At 71.8% G+C, this 16,658-nt stretch carries 17 protein-coding genes; 6 read left to right on the forward strand and 11 right to left on the reverse strand.

From position 1 onward, the window contains the following. Nucleotides 1–3: 3 nt before the first annotated feature. The 5 genes from AMK11_RS28140 to AMK11_RS28160 all read right to left on the reverse strand — a co-directional run bounded on the left by AMK11_RS28140 (nucleotide 4) and on the right by AMK11_RS28160 (nucleotide 5,525). A complete protein-coding gene (locus tag AMK11_RS28140; RefSeq protein ID WP_073730883.1) occupies nucleotides 4–1,209 on the reverse strand; it encodes an acetylornithine transaminase in 1,206 nt (401 codons plus the stop codon). Beyond that, nucleotides 1,206–2,108: an acetylglutamate kinase gene (gene argB / locus AMK11_RS28145; protein WP_073730884.1), complete on the reverse strand. Its 903-nt coding sequence runs from the start codon at nucleotides 2,106–2,108 to the stop codon at nucleotides 1,206–1,208. Before argB ends, AMK11_RS28140 begins: the two co-directional genes overlap by 4 nt. Further along, nucleotides 2,105–3,256, reverse strand: a complete 1,152-nt coding sequence (argJ, locus tag AMK11_RS28150; protein ID WP_073730885.1) for a bifunctional glutamate N-acetyltransferase/amino-acid acetyltransferase ArgJ — start codon at nucleotides 3,254–3,256, stop codon at nucleotides 2,105–2,107. The genes argB and argJ overlap by 4 nt, the downstream gene beginning before the upstream one ends. Further along, on the reverse strand, nucleotides 3,253–4,281 hold the full coding sequence (gene argC, locus AMK11_RS28155; protein WP_073730886.1) for an N-acetyl-gamma-glutamyl-phosphate reductase: 1,029 nt from the start codon (nucleotides 4,279–4,281) through the stop codon (nucleotides 3,253–3,255). The genes argJ and argC overlap by 4 nt, the downstream gene beginning before the upstream one ends. Nucleotides 4,282–4,346: 65 nt before the next feature. Continuing rightward, nucleotides 4,347–5,525, reverse strand: coding sequence for an epoxide hydrolase family protein (locus tag AMK11_RS28160; protein ID WP_073730887.1), 1,179 nt, complete (start codon nucleotides 5,523–5,525; stop codon nucleotides 4,347–4,349). Between the two features lie 80 nt (nucleotides 5,526–5,605). On the opposite strand from AMK11_RS28160, the gene AMK11_RS28165 reads away from it, so the two are divergent. Further along, nucleotides 5,606–6,181 (forward strand): CGNR zinc finger domain-containing protein, encoded by a 576-nt coding sequence (locus tag AMK11_RS28165; protein WP_073730888.1) that lies wholly within the window; start codon nucleotides 5,606–5,608, stop codon nucleotides 6,179–6,181. A 21-nt stretch (nucleotides 6,182–6,202) separates the two neighbouring features. Here the strand turns inward: AMK11_RS28165 and AMK11_RS28170 are convergent, their stop codons facing one another. Continuing rightward, nucleotides 6,203–6,631 (reverse strand): MarR family winged helix-turn-helix transcriptional regulator, encoded by a 429-nt coding sequence (locus tag AMK11_RS28170; RefSeq protein WP_073730889.1) that lies wholly within the window; start codon nucleotides 6,629–6,631, stop codon nucleotides 6,203–6,205. A gap of 93 nt (nucleotides 6,632–6,724) precedes the next feature. Between AMK11_RS28170 and AMK11_RS28175 the strand changes: the two genes are divergently transcribed. Together AMK11_RS28175 and AMK11_RS28180 are read left to right on the forward strand one after the other, a co-directional pair. Further along, a complete protein-coding gene (locus tag AMK11_RS28175; protein WP_198941476.1) occupies nucleotides 6,725–7,612 on the forward strand; it encodes an MBL fold metallo-hydrolase in 888 nt (295 codons plus the stop codon). Nucleotides 7,613–7,663: 51 nt separating this feature from the next. Next, nucleotides 7,664–8,143, forward strand: a complete 480-nt coding sequence (locus tag AMK11_RS28180; RefSeq protein ID WP_073730890.1) for a hypothetical protein — start codon at nucleotides 7,664–7,666, stop codon at nucleotides 8,141–8,143. Between the two features lie 122 nt (nucleotides 8,144–8,265). Here AMK11_RS28180 and AMK11_RS28185 read toward each other — a convergent pair whose 3' ends face one another. After that, nucleotides 8,266–10,752: an alpha-L-arabinofuranosidase C-terminal domain-containing protein gene (locus AMK11_RS28185; protein WP_198941477.1), complete on the reverse strand. Its 2,487-nt coding sequence runs from the start codon at nucleotides 10,750–10,752 to the stop codon at nucleotides 8,266–8,268. Nucleotides 10,753–10,888: 136 nt separating this feature from the next. On the opposite strand from AMK11_RS28185, the gene AMK11_RS28190 reads away from it, so the two are divergent. Next, on the forward strand, nucleotides 10,889–11,335 hold the full coding sequence (locus tag AMK11_RS28190) for a DUF6314 family protein (RefSeq protein WP_073730891.1): 447 nt from the start codon (nucleotides 10,889–10,891) through the stop codon (nucleotides 11,333–11,335). Nucleotides 11,336–11,505: 170 nt separating this feature from the next. Here the strand turns inward: AMK11_RS28190 and AMK11_RS28195 are convergent, their stop codons facing one another. From AMK11_RS28195 to AMK11_RS28205, 3 genes are all read right to left on the reverse strand, one after another. After that, complete coding sequence (locus tag AMK11_RS28195) at nucleotides 11,506–12,084, reverse strand: histidine phosphatase family protein (RefSeq protein ID WP_073730892.1); 579 nt, start codon at nucleotides 12,082–12,084, stop codon at nucleotides 11,506–11,508. 73 nt (nucleotides 12,085–12,157) lie between these two features. Beyond that, entirely contained in the window at nucleotides 12,158–12,598 is a 441-nt protein-coding gene (locus tag AMK11_RS28200; RefSeq protein ID WP_073730893.1) for a GNAT family N-acetyltransferase, read from the reverse strand. A 46-nt stretch (nucleotides 12,599–12,644) separates the two neighbouring features. Then, nucleotides 12,645–14,090: an aminotransferase-like domain-containing protein gene (locus AMK11_RS28205; RefSeq protein ID WP_073730894.1), complete on the reverse strand. Its 1,446-nt coding sequence runs from the start codon at nucleotides 14,088–14,090 to the stop codon at nucleotides 12,645–12,647. On the opposite strand from AMK11_RS28205, the gene AMK11_RS28210 reads away from it, so the two are divergent. Next, the gene (locus tag AMK11_RS28210) at nucleotides 14,089–15,015 is read left to right on the forward strand and encodes a DMT family transporter (protein WP_073730895.1); all 927 of its coding nucleotides are present in this window, start codon (nucleotides 14,089–14,091) and stop codon (nucleotides 15,013–15,015) included. The two genes, AMK11_RS28205 and AMK11_RS28210, sit on opposite strands and share 2 nt — an antisense overlap. A 28-nt stretch (nucleotides 15,016–15,043) precedes the next feature. Then, nucleotides 15,044–15,238 carry a DUF1918 domain-containing protein gene (locus AMK11_RS28215; RefSeq protein WP_073730896.1) on the forward strand — a complete coding sequence of 65 codons (195 nt, stop codon included), beginning with the start codon at nucleotides 15,044–15,046 and terminating at the stop codon, nucleotides 15,236–15,238. A 9-nt stretch (nucleotides 15,239–15,247) separates the two neighbouring features. Here AMK11_RS28215 and AMK11_RS28220 read toward each other — a convergent pair whose 3' ends face one another. After that, complete coding sequence (locus AMK11_RS28220; RefSeq protein WP_073730897.1) at nucleotides 15,248–16,513, reverse strand: glycoside hydrolase family 10 protein; 1,266 nt, start codon at nucleotides 16,511–16,513, stop codon at nucleotides 15,248–15,250. Nucleotides 16,514–16,658 lie beyond the last annotated feature (145 nt).

Consider the following 16,658-nt stretch of genomic DNA (forward strand, 5'->3'; position numbering starts at 1 on the left):
GTCTCATTCTCCGGATCGTCCGTCCCCGTCGGCCGCGTGGGCCTGGTCAAGGATGCCGGGCAGCGCCCCGAGGAACGCGTCCACCGCGTCGTCGCCGAGGTTCAGCGGCGGCATCAGCCGTACGACATCGGGTGCGGGCGCGTTCACCAGGATTCCGGCGTCCTGAGCCGCCTGCTGCACCCGGGGTGCGAGCGGCTCGGTGAGCACGATACCCAGGAGGAGGCCGGCGCCCCGGACGCGGTCGATCAACGGGTGGCCCAGCGCCTCGACGCCGCCGCGGATCTTCTCGCTCTGCCGCTTGACGTTGTCCAGCAGTCCCTCGTCCGCGATGGTGTCGAGGACGGCGAGTCCGGCGGCGCAGGCGACGGGGTTGCCGCCGAAGGTGGTGCCGTGGTGGCCGGGCTGGAGGAGTTCGGCGGCGCGGCCGAAGGCGACCGTCGCGCCGAGCGGGAGTCCGCCGCCCAGACCCTTGGCGAGGGTGACGACGTCCGGCAGGACGCCCTCGTGCGCCTGGTACTCGAACCAGTGCCCGGTCCGGCCGACGCCGGTCTGCACCTCGTCCAGCACCAGCAGCGCGCCGGTGGCGGCGGTGATGGCGCGGGCGGCCTTCAGGTAGCCGGGGGGCGGGACGACGACGCCGTTCTCGCCCTGGACCGGCTCGATGATCACCAGGGCCGTCTCCTCGGTGACCGCGGCGGCCAGCGCCTGCGCGTCGCCGTAGGGCACGTGTGTGACGTCGCCGGGCAGCGGCAGGAAGGGCGCCTGCTTGCCGGGCTGGCCGGTGAGGGCGAGGGCGCCCATCGTGCGGCCGTGGAAGCCGCCGTCGGTGGCGACCATGTGTGGCCGCCCGGTCAGCCGGCCGATCTTGAAGGCGCCCTCGTTGGCCTCGGCGCCGGAGTTGCAGAAGTAGACCTTGCCGTCGCGGCCGAAGTGCTGGAGCAGCCGTTCGGCGAGGGCGACGGGCGGCTCGGCGATGAAGAGGTTGGAGACGTGGCCGAGGGAGGCGATCTGCCGGCTCACCGCGTCGACCACCGCCGGGTGCGCGTGGCCGAGCGCGTTGACCGCGATGCCGCCGACGAAGTCCAGGTACTCCTTGCCGTCGGCGTCCCAGAGCCGGGCGCCCTCTCCGCGCACGAGCGGCAGGCGCGGCGTGCCGTAGTTGTTCATGAGCGTGCCCTGCCACCGCTCGGTCAGCTCCGCGTTGCTCACGGCTCCCCCTGTCCGTCCGGCACGACCATCGTGCCGATCCCCTCGTCGGTGAAGATCTCCAGCAGGATCGAGTGCTGGACCCGGCCGTCGATGACGCGGGCGGTGGTGACGCCGTTGCGTACGGCGTGGAGGCAGCCCTCCATCTTCGGCACCATGCCGCTGGACAGCTCGGGCAGCAGTTTCTCGAGCTGGGCGGCGGTGAGGCGGCTGATCACCTCGTCGGAGTGCGGCCAGTCCTCGTACAGGCCCTCGACGTCGGTGAGGACCATGAGCGTCTCGGCACCGAGCGCCGCAGCGAGTGCCGCAGCCGCCGTATCAGCATTGACGTTGTAGACATGTCCGTCGTCCTGGGAACGGGCGATCGAGGAGACGACCGGGATGCGGCCGTCGGCCAGCAGCGCCTCGATGGCGCCGGTGTCGATCTCGGTGATCTCGCCGACCCGTCCGATGTCGACGGACTCGCCGTCGATCTCGGGCCGGTGCTTGGTGGCGGTGATGGTGTGCGCGTCCTCGCCGGTGAGACCGACCGCGAGCGGTCCGTGCTGGTTGAGCAGCCCGACCAGCTCGCGCTGCACCTGCCCGGCCAGCACCATCCGTACGACGTCCATGGCGTCCTCGGTGGTGACGCGCAGGCCGGCCTTGAACTCGCTGACGATGCCGGCCTTGTCGAGCGCCTTGCTGATCTGCGGGCCGCCGCCGTGCACGACGACCGGCTTGAGGCCGGCGTGGCGCAGGAAGACGACGTCCTGGGCGAAGGCGGCCTTCAGGTCCTCGTCCACCATGGCGTTGCCGCCGAACTTGATGACGACCGTCTTGCCGTGGTGCCGGGTCAGCCAGGGCAGCGCCTCGATGAGGATCTGGGCCTTGGGGAGCGCGGTGTGCTTCCTGGTCGTACTCATGAGCTGTACGCGCTGTTCTCGTGGACGTAGTCGGCGGTGAGGTCGTTGGTCCAGATGGTGGCGGTGGCGTCACCGGCGGCGAGGTCGGCGACGATGTGGACCTCGCGGTAGCGCATGTCGACCAGCTCGCGGTCCTCGCCGACGCCGCCGTTCTTGCAGACCCAGACGCCGTTGATGGCGACGTTGAGGCGGTCGGGCTCGAAGGCGGCGGAGGTGGTGCCGATCGCGGAGAGCACGCGGCCCCAGTTGGGGTCCTCGCCGTGGATGGCGCACTTGAGGAGGTTGTTGCGGGCGATGGTGCGGCCCACCTGGACGGCGTCGTCCTCGGTCGCGGCGTTCACGACCTCGACCTTGATGTCCTTGCTGGCGCCCTCGGCGTCCCGGATGAGCTGCTGACCGAGGTCGTCGCAGACGGTACGGACGGCCTCTGCGAAGTCGTCGTGGGCCGGGGTGACGCCGGAGGCGCCGGAGGCGAGCAGCAGCACGGTGTCGTTGGTGGACATGCAGCCGTCGGAGTCGACGCGGTCGAAGGTGACCCGGGTGGCGGCGCGCAGCGCGCTGTCGAGGGCGTCGGCCTCCAGGTCGGCGTCGGTGGTGATCACGACGAGCATGGTGGCGAGGCCCGGCGCGAGCATGCCGGCGCCCTTGGCCATGCCGCCGACGGTCCAGCCGTCCTTGGTGACGACGGACGTCTTGTGGACGGTGTCGGTGGTCTTGATGGCGATGGCGGCCTTCTCACCGCCGTGCTCGGAGAGCTGACCGGCGGCGGTCTCGACGCCCGGGAGCAGCTTGTCCATGGGCAGCAGTACGCCGATGAGTCCCGTGGAGCAGACGGCGACCTCGCCCGCACCCGTCCCCAGCACCTCGGCGGCCTTCTCGGCGGTCGCGTGGGTGTCCTGGAAGCCCTTGGGGCCGGTGCAGGCGTTGGCTCCGCCGGAGTTGAGGACGACGGCGGACAGCTGCCCGCTCTTGAGCACCTGCTCGGACCACAGCACCGGCGCGGCCTTGACGCGGTTGGAGGTGAAGACACCGGCGGCGGCGCGTCGGGGGCCGTTGTTGACCACGAGGGCCAGGTCGGGGTTCCCGCTGTCCTTGATCCCGGCGGCGATGCCCGCCGCCGTGAATCCCTTTGCTGCCGTCACACTCACGGCGCGACTCCGATCGTCGTCAGTCCGGTGGTCTCGTCGAGACCGAGGGCGAGGTTCATGCTCTGGACGGCACCGCCCGCGGTGCCCTTGGCCAGGTTGTCGATGGCGCTGATCGCGATGATGCGGCCCGCGGCGGCGTCGTACGCGACCTGGATCTGAACGGCGTTGGAACCGTAGACGGACGCGGTCGCCGGCCACTGGCCCTCGGGCAGCAGGTGCACGAAGGGTTCGTCGGCGAAGGCCTTCTCGTAGGCGGCGCGGACGGACTCGGCGGTGACCCCGGGTCTGGCCTTGGCGGTGCAGGTGGCGAGGATGCCGCGGGGCATCGGCGCGAGGGTCGGGGTGAAGGAGACGGTGACCGGCTCTCCCGCCACCGCGCCGAGGTTCTGGATCATCTCGGGGGTGTGCCGGTGCAGGCCCCCGACGCCGTACGGCGACATGGAGCCCATGACCTCGCTGCCCAGCAGGTGCGGCTTGGCCGCCTTGCCCGCGCCGGAGGTGCCGGAGGCGGCGACGATCACGGCCTCGGGCTCGGCGAGCGCGGCGGCGTAGGCCGGGAAGAGCGCCAGGGACACGGCGGTCGGGTAGCAACCGGGCACCGCGACACGCTTGGACCCCTCCAGCGCGGCGCGGGCACCCGGCAGTTCGGGAAGGCCGTAGGGCCAGGTGCCGGCGTGCGGGGAGCCGTAGAACCTCTCCCAGTCGGCGGCGTCCTTCAGCCGGAAGTCGGCGCCCATGTCGATCACCAGTACGTCCGGGCCGAGCTGCTCGGCGACGGCGGCGGACTGGCCGTGCGGCAGCGCGAGGAACACCACGTCGTGCCCGGCGAGCACCTCGGGCGTCGTCGGCTCCAGCACCCGGCCGGCCAGCGGCGGCAGGTGCGGCTGCAGGGCGCCGAGCTTCTGTCCCGCGTTGGAGTTGCCGGTCAGGGCGCCGATCTCGACCTCGGGGTGCGCGAGCAGCAGACGCAGCAGCTCACCGCCCGCGTACCCACTCGCTCCGGCCACCGCCGCACGTACCGCCATGACATCCTCCATCCGTGATGGCATGACTATACGTAACGCTGCACGTTTATGCAATCTGCTGCGTTCTATGCAATCTCCCGAGCGGCCAGCACTGCCGCGAGGCCCTCGCGCAGGTCTTCGACGAAATACCGGGGGACCTCCAGCGACGGGAAATGCCCCCCGGCTTCGGGTGACCTCCAGCGGACGATCCGGCGGTACCTCTCCTGCGCCCAGGGGCGCGGGCTCTTCTCGATGTCGCGCGGGTACATGGTGATGGCAGAGGGGACGTCCACCCGGAGGCCGGGGTCGAGTGAGTTGTGGCTCTCGTAGTAGATGCGGGCCGCCGACGCACCGGTCCGCGTCAGCCAGTACAGGGTGACGTCGTCCAGAATGCGGTCCCTGGAGATCCTCTCGAACGGGCTGTCCTCGGTATCCGACCAGTCGGCGAACTTGTCGAGGATCCAGGCGAGGAGCCCGACCGGTGAGTCGACGAGCGAGTAGCCGATGGTCTGCGGCCGGGTCGCCTGCTGCTTGGCGTACGCCGCGCGGCGCTGCCAGAAGTCGCGGGTCTCCTCGGTCCACCGGCGCTCGACCGCCGTCAGCCCATCCGTCGTCAACCCGGGCGGCGCCTCCGCGAACGTCGTGTGGATACCGAGAACGTGCGCCGGGAACCTGCCGCCGAGGACCGTGGTGATGTTGCCTCCCCAGTCGCCGCCGTGGGCCAGGAACCTGCCGTAGCCGAGCCTCCCCATCAGCTCGACCCATGCGGCCGCGATCTTCTCGGTCCCCCAGCCGGTGACGGCGGGCTTGTCGCTGTACCCGAAGCCCGGCAGCGACGGCGCCACGACATGGAACGCCGGCGCGTCCGCGTCCTTCGGATCCGCCAGCTCCTCCACCACGTCGGTGAACTCGGCGACGCTCCCCGGCCAGCCGTGCGTCATGATCAGCGGAGTGGCGTCCGCGCGCGCGGACCGGCGGTGCAGGAAGTGGATACCCAGACCGTCGACGGTCGTACGGAACTGGCCGATCCGGTCGAGGCGCGCTTCGAACGAACGCCAGTCGTACCCGGTGCGCCAGTAGTTCACGACATCGACGAGGTCGGCGAGCGGAACCCCCTGCTCCCATCGGCGGGAGCCGGGCCCGGCGCCGAGGACCGTCTCGGCCTCCGGCAGCCGCGCCGCGGCCAGCCGCGCGCGCAGATCGTCGAGGTCGGCGTCGGTTGCGCGGGATTCGAATGCTTGCACGTCACTGACTGGACCGGACATGAGACCTCCTGGTTCGCGGAACCGGCTATGACGGTTCTAGCAGGCGTCCGAGCCACACCGCAACCGGCTATGGTGGTTCCATGCGTGCCGACTTCCCTGATTTCCGCCTCGGTTCGGTGCTGGCGACCAGCTTCACGGGGACCCTGTCGGAGCGTCACGGCGACGCCGTGGAGCGGATTCCCGTGCCGCACCGGCTCGTCGACTGGCTGGCCGTGTACGGCCTCGCCGTGGACTCCTGCACCACCGCCCAGCTCGACCTCGCCCGGGAACTGAGGGAGTCGATCCACGCCGTCGCGACGGCGGCCGCGCTCCAGGACACCCTCCCCGCGGCCGCCGTCCGCGTGATCAACGACCGCAGCACCCAGGGGCGGGCCGCGGCCGTACTGACGCCCGAGGGCAAGCGGCACTGGCGGCTCGACCCCACCTCCCCCGTGGAAGACGCCCTCGGCGTGATCGCCGCCGACGCGATCAGCGTGGTCTCGGGCGAGCGGGACGGAAGGCTGGCCCTGTGCGCGTCACCGACCTGCCGAGCCGCCTTCTTCGACACCAGCCGCAGCCGCACCCGCAGGTGGTGCGACATGAACACGTGCGGGAACCGCCAGAAGAAGGCACGCTTCAACGCCGGCCGGCGCAGCAGCCCTGAACCGGCGGAGTGACCGTTGCCTTGCCGTCCTCGGTTACGGGCGCACCATTGCCTGCTCAAGCAGACCCTGAAGAACGCGCTGCTGTTCAGGGCCGAGGCCGGCCAGCGGTGAGCCCTCTGCGAGGAGATCGAGGAGCCGCTCCCGGAGGGCGCCGCCTTCCGCGGTGAGGACCAGTTGCTTCGCGCGGCGATCGGTGGGGTGCGCACGACGTTCGACCAAGCCCTGCTTCTCCAGCTTGTCGACGACGAAGGTGGCGTTGGACGGCTCGCAGGTCATGCGTTGGGCGAGCTCTCGCATGGTCATCGGCCCAGTCATCTCCCGCAACGCGGTCGCCTGGGCCGCGGTGAGGTTCAGAGTGACGGCGCGTTCACGCACGTGGACGGCGATCTGCTGGGCCAGCCCGGTCACCAGACCACACAGCTCCCGCTCGGCGATGGCGTGCGGCTCCGAGGGCGTCGTCATGCATCCCACCCTAGCAAGTCCATCAAGCGAGAATATTTCAAGTTCACATGATTCTAACTTGCATGGTTCTAACTTGATGTTTATGGTGACGCCATGGCGTACTCCACGATTGACCGGGATGAGCGACTGCGGCGGCCGGCGGGCATCCGTTCGGTGCGACTGGGCGACACGAGGGTGTCCTACGTGCCGGACGGGGCGGTGCGGCTCAGGCCGCGTGATCTGTTCCCCGACACCACCGACGAGGTGTGGGCCGACCGTCCCGAGTTCCTGGACGAGTCCGGCAGTCTCGTGGCGAGCATCGGCGGCCTGCTGGTGGAGAACGGCGACCGCGCACTGTTGATCGACGCTGGGTTCGGGCCTCAGTCCTGGCCGCCCGCGCCGGACGGACCGCGCGGTGCCATCCATGGGGGCGCGCTCCTGAACAGCCTGGCCGGACTCGGCCGACGGCCCGAGGACATCGGAGCGGTCGCTTTCACCCATCTCCACCCCGATCACATCGGCTGGGCCTGGCACCCCGCCCCGGGCGGCGCCCGGTCCGCGTTCGCCCATGCCGACTACCTTGTGTCCGAGCCGGAATGGGCACAGTGCGACCTGCTTGCGGCGGACGGCATGGCCGAGGAGGTCACCGGGCTCGCGGCGCGCGTCCGTACGGTGGCGGACGGGCAGGAAATCTTCCCGGGTGTACGGATGCGGATCACCGCCGGCCACACAGCCGGGCATGCCGAGTACATGATCACCTCAGGTGGTCAGCGGCTGATCGCCTTCGGCGACGCCCTGCACTCGCCGATCCAGATCGACCACCCCGAATGGTCTTCGGCCTTCGACCACGATCCCGCCCGGGCCGCCGGCCATCGCCGGCGTCTCGTCTCCGAGTTGGAAGAGCCCGGCACGATCGGCTTCGGTATCCACTTCGCCGACGTGGTGTTCGGACATGTCCGGCGGGACGGCACCGGCCTCGCCTGGCGCCCCCTGGACGCCTGAGCCGCCCGGGTCCTCCGACGAAGTGCTCGGTCACCCCGTAGCCTGCCCGCCATGGGCAACACGTTCGGCGCCGGCGGCGACACCCTGTACCTGTCCAACGGGGGCACCGCCGTCTTCGTCGACGTGCTGACCCTCGCCGTGTCGGCACTGGCCGACGGGCCCTGCGACCACCGGTTCGCGGCGCTGGTGGCGATGCAGGACCAGAGCATGATGGGGCACGGGGCCGTCGGGTTCGACCTGGCGGACCTCGACTGGGGCGCCACGAGTGAGGAGCGGGCTGCGGCGAAGGCGTTCGTGCTGAACGTTCTGGATCTGGCGGCGCGGCGCCACCGGTGGGAGGAGCTGGACTACGAGCCGCCGTTCGCCGAGGGGTACGTACGGCGGTTCCGGGAGATCGTCGCGGCCTTCGACCCCGCCGACGCCGACCCCGACGACGCGCTCCCGGACACGCCCCTCATGGCCTGCTGCGTACGGCACCGGGTGCTGAGCGGGCTGCCGTACTGGGAGGGGTGCGTGTTCTGCCACCAATGAGCGTCGAGGAGACTGGTCGTGTGGCCGCGCCATGCTCCGCAGAGGGCGCCGCCGGCATTCGCCGGATTCGAGGCCTGGGACGACCGCGCCCACTGGTGAGGCCGCCCCAGGCCGGCCGATGACTACCGCTGCCTGATCCGCAGGAAGGTCACCGAGTTCGCCGGGAAGGTGTACGTGAACTCGCTCGCCACCCCGGAGAAGGTGGACCGTACCGGGGTGACCGGGGTGTCCGTCTCCGTGTTCACGGCGTCCTGGTCGGCGGCCAGCGTGGTGACGCGGGCCTTGCGGGCGACCTTGGCGCCGCCGAGGTCGACGGCGGTGCGGGCCGCCGTGTCCTGGGCGTTGACGACCTTGACGATCAGCTCGCCGGTCCGGTCGTCCTCGGTGACGATCTGGCGGAACGGCTCGGCGGGCTTGTCGTCGGTGAAGCTGCCCCACTCCTCGCCGTCGAGGTAGAGGGTCACCTGGCGGCCCCGCACCTTGACGTCGATGTCGTAGGCGCGGCCCGTCTCGATCGAGCCCGCCTTGGACAGAAGCGTCGACTTGCCGCCGTCCGAGGCCTGTTCGACGGCGGACTGGGTGTTGTTCCAGCCGCCCAGGTTCCACCAGTAGTAGTTGCCGGTGTCCTTGACGCCGAAGGCGATCAGGAAGCCCTCGTTGCCTGACTTCTTGGTGGCCCGCACGTGCAGGTCGTAGTTCTGCCAGGCCGGGTCACCGGCCGTGACCATGGTGTTCTCGGCCGCGGTGTCGGTCTGGACGTACGCGCCGTCCTGGACGGTCCAGGAGCCGGCGCCCGTGTGGCTCCACTGCGACGCGTCGCCGGAGAAGTCGTCGGAGAGCAGGGTTTCCCCGTCCGCCGACGTCACCCGCACGTCGTCGTACGCCGCGCTGGTCGCCCACGTCGACAGGCCGACAGCGCCGGTGATGGGGCCGCTGACGGCCGGTGTGCCGGTCGCCGTGGAGGGGACGACCCGGTCGCCGGTGTTGTTCATGAAGAGCTTCTGGACCTCGTAGTTGGCCGAGCCCCAGGACGCGTGGTTGTTGAACCAGATCATGTCCGGGCTCCACTGCACGTAGTCCTCGTTGGCGAGCAGCGGGGCGTAGGAGGCGAGCTCGACGACGTCCGCGTTGCGCTCCAGGCCGGTCATGAAGGCGGCCTCGGAGAGCGCGTTCCGCCACGCGTTGCCCTGGGACGCGTACTCGCCGAGGAAGACCTTGGGGCCGTTCCTGTCGTAGGAGTCGTAGCGGTCGTTGTTCTGGAGGAACCACTGCGGGCTGTTGTAGTAGTGCTCGTCGACCATGTCGACGCCGGCCTCGCGGTTCAGCTGCCAGGCGGTGTCGAAGGTGGTGCCGGAGTCGTCCGGGCCGGAGTTGGAGACGACGGTGATGTCCGGGTGCTCGGCCTCGATGGCGGCGCGGAACTGCTCGAAGCGGGCCATGAACTCCCGGGGGAGGTTCTCCTCGTTGCCGACGCCGATGTGGGTGAGGCCGAAGGGCTTCGGGTGGCCCATCTCGGCGCGCTTCGCGCCCCATTCGCTGGTCCGGGCGCCGTTGGCGAACTCGATCAGGTCCAGGGTGTCCTGGATGTGCCGCTTCAGCAGCGCGTCGTCGTCGGTGGCCTTGTTCTGGCCGCAGCCGGTGACCAGGGCCGGTACGACGGGCAGCGGCATCGCGCCGATGTCCTCGGCGAAGCGGAAGTACTCGTAGTAGCCGAGGCCGTAGCTCTGGTTGTAGCCCCAGAAGTTGGCGTTGGTGGCGCGCTCCTCGACCGGCCCGACGGTGTCCTTCCACTGGTAGCTGCGCTCACGCTCCCAGCCGCTCGCCTCGCTGTAGTCCTCCATGGAGCCGGTGTTGACCAGGCACCCGCCCGGGAAGCGCAGAAAGCCGGGGTTCAGCGCCTCGATCTTCTCGGCGAGGTCCTTGCGCAGGCCGTTGGACTGGCCCTTGTAGGTGTCGCGGGGGAAGAGGGACACCATGTCGAGGGCCGTGGGGGCGGTGGTGGCGACGGCGAGGCGGCCGCGGTTGCTGGTGCGGGTCGCGGTGAAGGCGGCGGTGTACTTGCGCCACTCCCCCTCGGCGGCGACCTGGCGCGTCTTCGCGAGCGGGCCCGCCGCGTCCCCAAGGGTGACGGTGAGGGTCGTGCCGCTCCCGGCGCGGGCCCACACCGAGAAGTCGTACTTCTTTCCCTTCTCCACGTGGATTCCGGTGTTGTAGCCGCTGTTGGCGACGGAGGAACCAGCTCCCAGGGAGAGATAGTTGCGGTTGCGCTCGTTGAGGCGGCCGGCGTCGTCGCGGACCTCGGCGGTGCCGTCGGCCGTCCAGGAGGTGAGCGGCGTGTACGAGGCGTTGTCGGCGGTCGAGTACTCGAAGGACCGGTTCTGCACCAGCTCGGCGTACAGTCCGCCGTCGGCGGCCCGGTTGATGTCCTCGTAGAAGACGCCGTACATCGTGTCGCCGATCGCGGCGCCCTCGGCGGACGGGTCGACGGTGATCGTGTAGTCGGTGGCGGCGGCCTCCGCGTGCGCGGGGGACGGCAGCAGGGCGGACGCCGTCAGGAGGGCGGTCGCGCCGAGACCGACTCTCCAGCGGGTGCGTGACAGGGATGACATGGATACTCCGCGGCTCTCTGGTCGTTCGAAATATCGGACATTGGTCAGCACTTCGAACGGCAAGATAGAGAGGGGGTGGAGGCGCGTCAATGGGTCGCGCGGCAACCAGGGGGCCGGAGGCGGAAAGCGGGTGGAAATGGGCGAGTTGTGGCCGGTGCCGGACGTGCTGGCGTATCTCGCGGGCCGGTGGCGCACCGAGCGGACGGTGCGGGACCTGGCGAGCGGGGCGGAGGGCCGCTTCGATGGCGCGACGGCGTTCGACGCGCTCGCGGACGGCGGGCTGCTGAGCCGGGAGTCCGGGGCCTTCACCTGGCAGGGCGTGACCCGCCCCGCCGAGCGGACGCTGCGCTACGCACCGGGGGCCGGGCCCGGCACCGCCGACGTGCGCTTCGCGGACGGGCGGCCCTTCCACGGCCTGGACCTGACGTCGGGCCGGCACGTGGCCGACCATCCGTGCGCCGCCGACCTCTACCGCGGCGAGTTCACCGTCCGGGACCCGGACCGCTGGCGGACCGTGTGGCGGGTGGGCGGCCCGGCGAAGGACCTGCTGCTCGTCACGGACTACACCCGCGAGGCGGGTTAGGGCCTGTCCGGCGGATCAGGTCGCAGGAAAGGTGCGGCGCCTCGTCGGCGCGGGTGAGCTGGGGCGATGGGGGCCCCTCCCGCGCATGGGGGTCCCTGCGCTCGAGCGGAGTCGAGAGTGCGGGAGGGCGTGCCGGCCCCCGCGTCTGCGGCATGATTGCCGGACGGGCCCTAGGCAGCGGCTCCTTCCAGACGGAGGTTCCAGCGGCCCGCGCGACCGGTGACGGTCGTGGTCGACAACGGGCGCACGTCCAGGTTCCAGTACGTCGCGGGCGGCGCCTTCAGGACGTAGACCAGAGCGGCCCGGATCACGGACGGCTCGGCCACGGCGACGATGCGGTCGCCGTCCTCGCCGGGGCGCGTGTCGAGCCAGCCGCCGACGCGGGTGATGAAGCCCAGCAGCGACTCCCCGCCGTGCGGCGCGGTCCGCGGATCGGCGAGCCAGGCATCGACGGCCCCGGGCTCCCGGGCCATGGCCTCGCCGAGGGTCAGTCCGCGCCAGCGGCCCATGTCGCAGTCCCTGAGTGCGAGTTGCACCAAGGGGCAGCAGCCGATCGCGTCACCGGTGGCGCGGCTGCGGGGCGTCGGCGAGCAGTAGCGCAGCTCGGCCGCCGCGAGCGGCAGCAGGTCGCCCGCCACCCGCAGTACCTCGTCCCAGCCGGCCTGGTCCAGCGGCCGGTCGTCGTCGAAGCGCTCCGCGAGCAGCGGTGAGCTGCGTGCGGCCGCGACGAACGTGACCCGAAGCGCCATGCGGTGATGGTGCTGCGCGGGGGTCCGCAGGTCAAGAGGTGTTACTTGTGGGTTACCGAGGGTGCGCCCGGCTTCACGGGCCGAAGGTGTGCGCCATCCACTGGTCCGGCCGGTCCAGTGCCGTGAAGCCGAGCTTCTCGTAAACGCCGTGCGCGTCGTGCGTGGCCAGCAGGATCCGCCGCAGTCCGTACGGCCGCAGGTGCTCGCGCACCGCCGCGACCAGTGCCGTGCCGATGCCCTTGCCGCGCACCGAGGGGTCAACGTACACGTCGCACAGCCAGGCGAAGGTGGCCCGGTCGGTGATCACCCGCGCGTACGCCACCTGCTGTGCGGTCAGCTCCTCGTGGACGCCGAAGTTGAGCGAGCCCTCGATCGCGCGGTCCTGCTTCTCCCGGGAGCGTCCGAGCGCCCAGTACGCGTCGGTGGACAGCCAGCGGTGCACGCGTGCGGCGTCGATGCGGTGCGGGTCGGTGGAGATCTCGTAGCCCTCGGGCAGGCTCGGCGTGGGGATCATGCGGGGATGCTCGCAGGGTGGCGGGGCCGCGTCGAGCCCGCGGGGTTCACGGGCGCCGCCCCCACACCTCCGCGCAGGCCGTGCGCAGGCGCCGTACACCCTCCGCGATCTCGCCGGCGCCCGCCACCGCCGCGAAGCTCAGCCTCAGGTGGGGGGCCGGGGGCTCGGCGCTGAAGTACGGGCGGCCCGGGGTGACCGCGACGCCCGCGCGCAGGGCGGCCGCGGTGAGGGCGGTCTCGTCCGTGCCCTCGGGCAGCCGGGGCCACAGGTGGTAGCCGCCGGAGGGAATGTGCGCCAGGGAGATCTCAGGGAGGTGCAGGCGCAGGGCGGACGTCATCGCGTCCCGGCGGGCCTTCAGCTCCGCCGAGACCGCGCGCAGGTGGCGGGGCCAGGCGGGCGAGCCGACGAGCTCCAGTGCCGCCTCCTGGAGGGGGCGGGGCACGAAGAAGGTGTCGACGACCTGGATGGCCCGCAGCCGCTCCAGCACCGGTCCGCGCGCGGCCAGGGCGCTCACCCGGAAGCTCGGCGAGGTCGCCTTGGTCAGCGAGCAGACGTGCACCACGACGCCGTCCGGGTCGTCGGCGGCGAGCGGGGCGGGCAGCGGCCCCGCGTCCTCGTGCACCAGCCGCCGCACGAAGTCGTCCTCGACGACGAAGGCGCCGGCCGAGCGGGCGATGCGCAGCACCTCGCCGCGCCGCTCGGGGGCGAGGACGGCGCCGGTCGGGTTCTGGAACAGGGGCTGGCAGACGAAGACGCGGGCGCCGGTCGCCCGGAAGGCGTCGGCGAGCAGCGCCGGACGCACTCCGTCCGCGTCGACGGGGACCGGCACGGGGCGCAGGCCGGCCGCCCGGGCGATGGCCAGCATGCCGGGGTACGTCGGGGACTCGACGAGGACGGCGGTGCCGGGCGGGGCGAGGGCGCGCAGGGCGGTGGTCAGCGCGGACTGTCCGCCCGAGGTGACCAGCACCTCCGCCGCCGTGATGGCCCCGCCGATGCCGCGCGCGAACCACTCCCGCAGCTCCGGCAGCCCCTCCATCGGCGGCCGGCCCCACGCACCGGGCCGCCGCCCGGCCCGGGACAGGGCCGCCGCCATCGCCCGCTCCGGCTGCAGCGAGGGGTGCAGGTAGCCGCCGTTGAACTCCACGACGCCGGGCGGCGGGGCGGCCAGCGAGACCAGGACCCCGGAGGCGTCCACCGAGCGCGGTACGAGGTCGGCGGCGCCGTCGGCGCTGAGCGCGACCTCCTGCCAGGAGGTGTCGCCGCCGGACGTCGCGGACGAGCGCGGCCGGGCGCGGAAGGCACCAGCGCCGGGCCGGGTGACCACCAGCCCCTCGGCGGCCAGCTGCGCCAGGGCGCGGGAGACGGTCACCGGGCTCACCCGGAAACGGTCGACCAGGGCCCGGCTGGAGGGGAGCTTTCCGCCGGGAGAGTAGCGGTCGAGCTCACTCCTCAGCTGGTTCACCAGGTCAGCGACACTGCTACGCTCTTGCATGAGAGCACAGAGTAGCGCTACCCGCCCTTCGGCGATAGCAGTGGACAGCCCGGACACCGCGTCCGGCATCCGGTCCCTCGGCACCCTCCAGGCGGCCCTGGGCGTCGTCGCCTTCTCGCTCACCTTCCCCGCCACCGCCTGGGGGCTGGAGGGCTTCGGCCCCTGGTCCCTCATCGCCGTGCGCTCGATCCTCGCGGCGGTGATCGCCGGGGGCTGTCTGCTGGCACTGCGCGTGCCCCTTCCCGAGCGGCGGCACTGGTTCGGGCTGGCGGTGGTGGGCGCGGGCGTCGTCCTGGGCTTCCCCCTGCTGACCACGCTCGCCCTGCAGACCTCGACGACCGCGCACGCCGCCGTCGTGGTCGGGCTGCTTCCGCTGACCACCGCGCTGCTGTCCGCGCTGCGCATCGGCACCCGCCCCTCGCGCACCTTCTGGATCGCGGCGCTGGCGGGCGCGGCGGCGGTCATCGCCTTCACGGTGCAGCAGAGCGGCGGCGCCCTGACCACGGCCGACGCCTACCTCTTCGGGGCACTGCTGGTGTGCGCGGCCGGTTACACCGAGGGCGGACGGCTGGCCCGGGTGATGCCGGGCTGGCAGGTCATCGGCTGGGCGCTGGTGCTGTGCCTGCCGGTGACGGTGCCGATGGCGGCCGTGGCCCTGTCGTTCGAGCCGGTGCACCTGACGGGGCACGGGGTGGCCGGGCTGCTGTGGGTGGCGGTGGGCTCGCAGTTCCTTGGGCTGGTCGTCTGGTACCGGGGCATGGCGGCGATCGGCATTCCGAAGGCCAGCCAGTTGCAGCTGGCGCAGCCGCTGCTCACACTGGTGTGGTCGGTACTTCTCCTGGGCGAGCACCTGACGGTGGCCGCTCCGCTGACGGCCGCGGCGGTACTGGTGTGCATCGCGGTCACCCAGCGGGCCCGGGGCTGAGCGGCACACACGTGAGGAGGCCTCACAGATGCACGCAACCAAGGGCGACCAGCTGATCCAGCACGGCCGGGTGGTGGGTGAGCACGACAAGGTCGCGGAGATCGTCGAAGTGATGGGCAAGGAAGGCGCTCCCCCGTACCGGGTCCGGTTCGAGGACGGGCACGAGGCGGTGTGCTCGCCCGGCCCCGACTCGGAGATCCGGCACAGGGAGATCCGGCTGTAGCCCTACTTCTCAGGGGCGCGGGGCGCGGGCCGGCCGCGCGTAGTGGTCGGCGTTCACCCGTGCCATCGCGCCGATCCGGTCGTCGGCCACGTCCTTCGCCGAGAAGTAGACGTGCCCGCGCACCTCGGGGTGCCGCTGGGCGAGGGTGAGGTGCCGGGAGAGTTCCGCCGGGTCCTGCCAGGCCGCGCCCTGCGCCGGGTCACCGGCCTTGTACAGCGCCTCGCCGACGTACAGCTCGGTCCGGCTCCCCCTGGCCACCTCCGCCCACCACGGCACGAGCTCGGCGTAGTCGGCGGCCTCCAGACCGATGTGCCAGTACAGCTGCGGCACGATGTAGTCGATCCAGCCCTCGCGCACCCACTTACGGGTGTCCGCGTGCAGGTCGTCGTAGGTCTGCACGCCGGCCTTGGTGTCCGAGCCCGCGGCGTCGGTGGCGGCGTTGCGCCACACCCCGAAGGGGCTGACGCCGAAGCGGGCGGCGGGCCGGATCTTCTTCACCCGCTCCGCGGTCTCGCGCACCAGCAGGTCGATGTTGTTCCGCCGCCAGGCCGCCTTGGCCGCGAAGCCGCCGCCGTACGTGCTGAACGTCCCGCCGTCGTCGAAGCTCTGGCCCGCCACCGGGTAGGGGTAGAAGTAGTCGTCGAAGTGGACGCCGTCCACGGCGTATTTCTCGACGGCGTCCATCATCGCGTCCTGGACGAAGGCCCGGACCTCGGGCAGCCCCGGGTTGTAGTGGAGCTTCCCGCCGTACGGCACCACCCACTCCGGGTGCTTGCGCGCGGGGTGGGACGGCACCAGGCGGCTGGGGACGTCGTGCGTGGCGACGCGGTACGGGTTGAACCAGGCGTGCAGCTCCAGGCCGCGGGCGTGCGCCTCCTCGACGGCCGTGCCCAGCGGGTCCCAGCCCGGGTCCCGGCCCTGGCTGCCGGACAGGTACTCCGACCAGGGCTCGTACGCCGAGGGCCACAGCGCGTCGGCCGTGGGCCGCACCTGGAAGATCACCGTGTTGAGTCCGTGCCGGACCGCCGTGTCGAGGTACTCGACCAGCTCCGCCCGCTGCTCGGCCGCGCGCAGCCCCGCGCGGCTGGGCCAGTCGCGGCCGGCCACGGTGGCCAGCCACATGCCTCGCATCCCGGCGGTGGCCACGCCGCCCCCGCGGGGTCCCTCCGCGGGGCCCGGTACGGCCGAGGGAACCGGCGTCGCCGACGCCCGGGGCGCCATCGTGAACGCCGACAACGCCGCCACCGCGAAGGCACGACGCGAGACACCGCCCATGGGGAGACCTCCTGAACGCTGCGGATCCGCACGGTCACGGATCGTGTACGGGCACTCAGCATGCCGGACCCGGGAGACGGATCCGTGACCATTCGGGGGTAACGTGCTCGATCGGAGCAGGCACCGGGGACCCCGGCGTGCGTGC

Origin of the sequence: Streptomyces sp. CB02414, assembly GCF_001905385.1 — a bacterium.
Lineage (GTDB): Bacteria > Actinomycetota > Actinomycetes > Streptomycetales > Streptomycetaceae > Streptomyces.

What these genes read in the sequence shown, in the direction of transcription:
- AMK11_RS28200 (WP_073730893.1), bottom strand. Translation starts at nt 12,598, where the DNA reads ATGATCCCCACGCCGAGCCTGCCCGAGGGCTACGAGATCTCCACCGAC.
- argB (WP_073730884.1), bottom strand. Translation starts at nt 2,108, where the DNA reads ATGAGTACGACCAGGAAGCACACCGCGCTCCCCAAGGCCCAGATCCTC.
- AMK11_RS28170 (WP_073730889.1), bottom strand. Translation starts at nt 6,631, where the DNA reads ATGACGACGCCCTCGGAGCCGCACGCCATCGCCGAGCGGGAGCTGTGT.
- AMK11_RS28185 (WP_198941477.1), bottom strand. Translation starts at nt 10,752, where the DNA reads ATGTCATCCCTGTCACGCACCCGCTGGAGAGTCGGTCTCGGCGCGACC.
- AMK11_RS28190 (WP_073730891.1), top strand. Translation starts at nt 10,889, where the DNA reads ATGGGCGAGTTGTGGCCGGTGCCGGACGTGCTGGCGTATCTCGCGGGC.
- argC (WP_073730886.1), bottom strand. Translation starts at nt 4,281, where the DNA reads ATGGCGGTACGTGCGGCGGTGGCCGGAGCGAGTGGGTACGCGGGCGGT.
- AMK11_RS28195 (WP_073730892.1), bottom strand. Translation starts at nt 12,084, where the DNA reads ATGGCGCTTCGGGTCACGTTCGTCGCGGCCGCACGCAGCTCACCGCTG.
- AMK11_RS28220 (WP_073730897.1), bottom strand. Translation starts at nt 16,513, where the DNA reads ATGGGCGGTGTCTCGCGTCGTGCCTTCGCGGTGGCGGCGTTGTCGGCG.
- AMK11_RS28165 (WP_073730888.1), top strand. Translation starts at nt 5,606, where the DNA reads ATGCGTGCCGACTTCCCTGATTTCCGCCTCGGTTCGGTGCTGGCGACC.
- AMK11_RS28205 (WP_073730894.1), bottom strand. Translation starts at nt 14,090, where the DNA reads ATGCAAGAGCGTAGCAGTGTCGCTGACCTGGTGAACCAGCTGAGGAGT.
- AMK11_RS28160 (WP_073730887.1), bottom strand. Translation starts at nt 5,525, where the DNA reads ATGTCCGGTCCAGTCAGTGACGTGCAAGCATTCGAATCCCGCGCAACC.
- AMK11_RS28215 (WP_073730896.1), top strand. Translation starts at nt 15,044, where the DNA reads ATGCACGCAACCAAGGGCGACCAGCTGATCCAGCACGGCCGGGTGGTG.
- AMK11_RS28175 (WP_198941476.1), top strand. Translation starts at nt 6,725, where the DNA reads ATGGCGTACTCCACGATTGACCGGGATGAGCGACTGCGGCGGCCGGCG.
- AMK11_RS28210 (WP_073730895.1), top strand. Translation starts at nt 14,089, where the DNA reads ATGAGAGCACAGAGTAGCGCTACCCGCCCTTCGGCGATAGCAGTGGAC.
- AMK11_RS28180 (WP_073730890.1), top strand. Translation starts at nt 7,664, where the DNA reads ATGGGCAACACGTTCGGCGCCGGCGGCGACACCCTGTACCTGTCCAAC.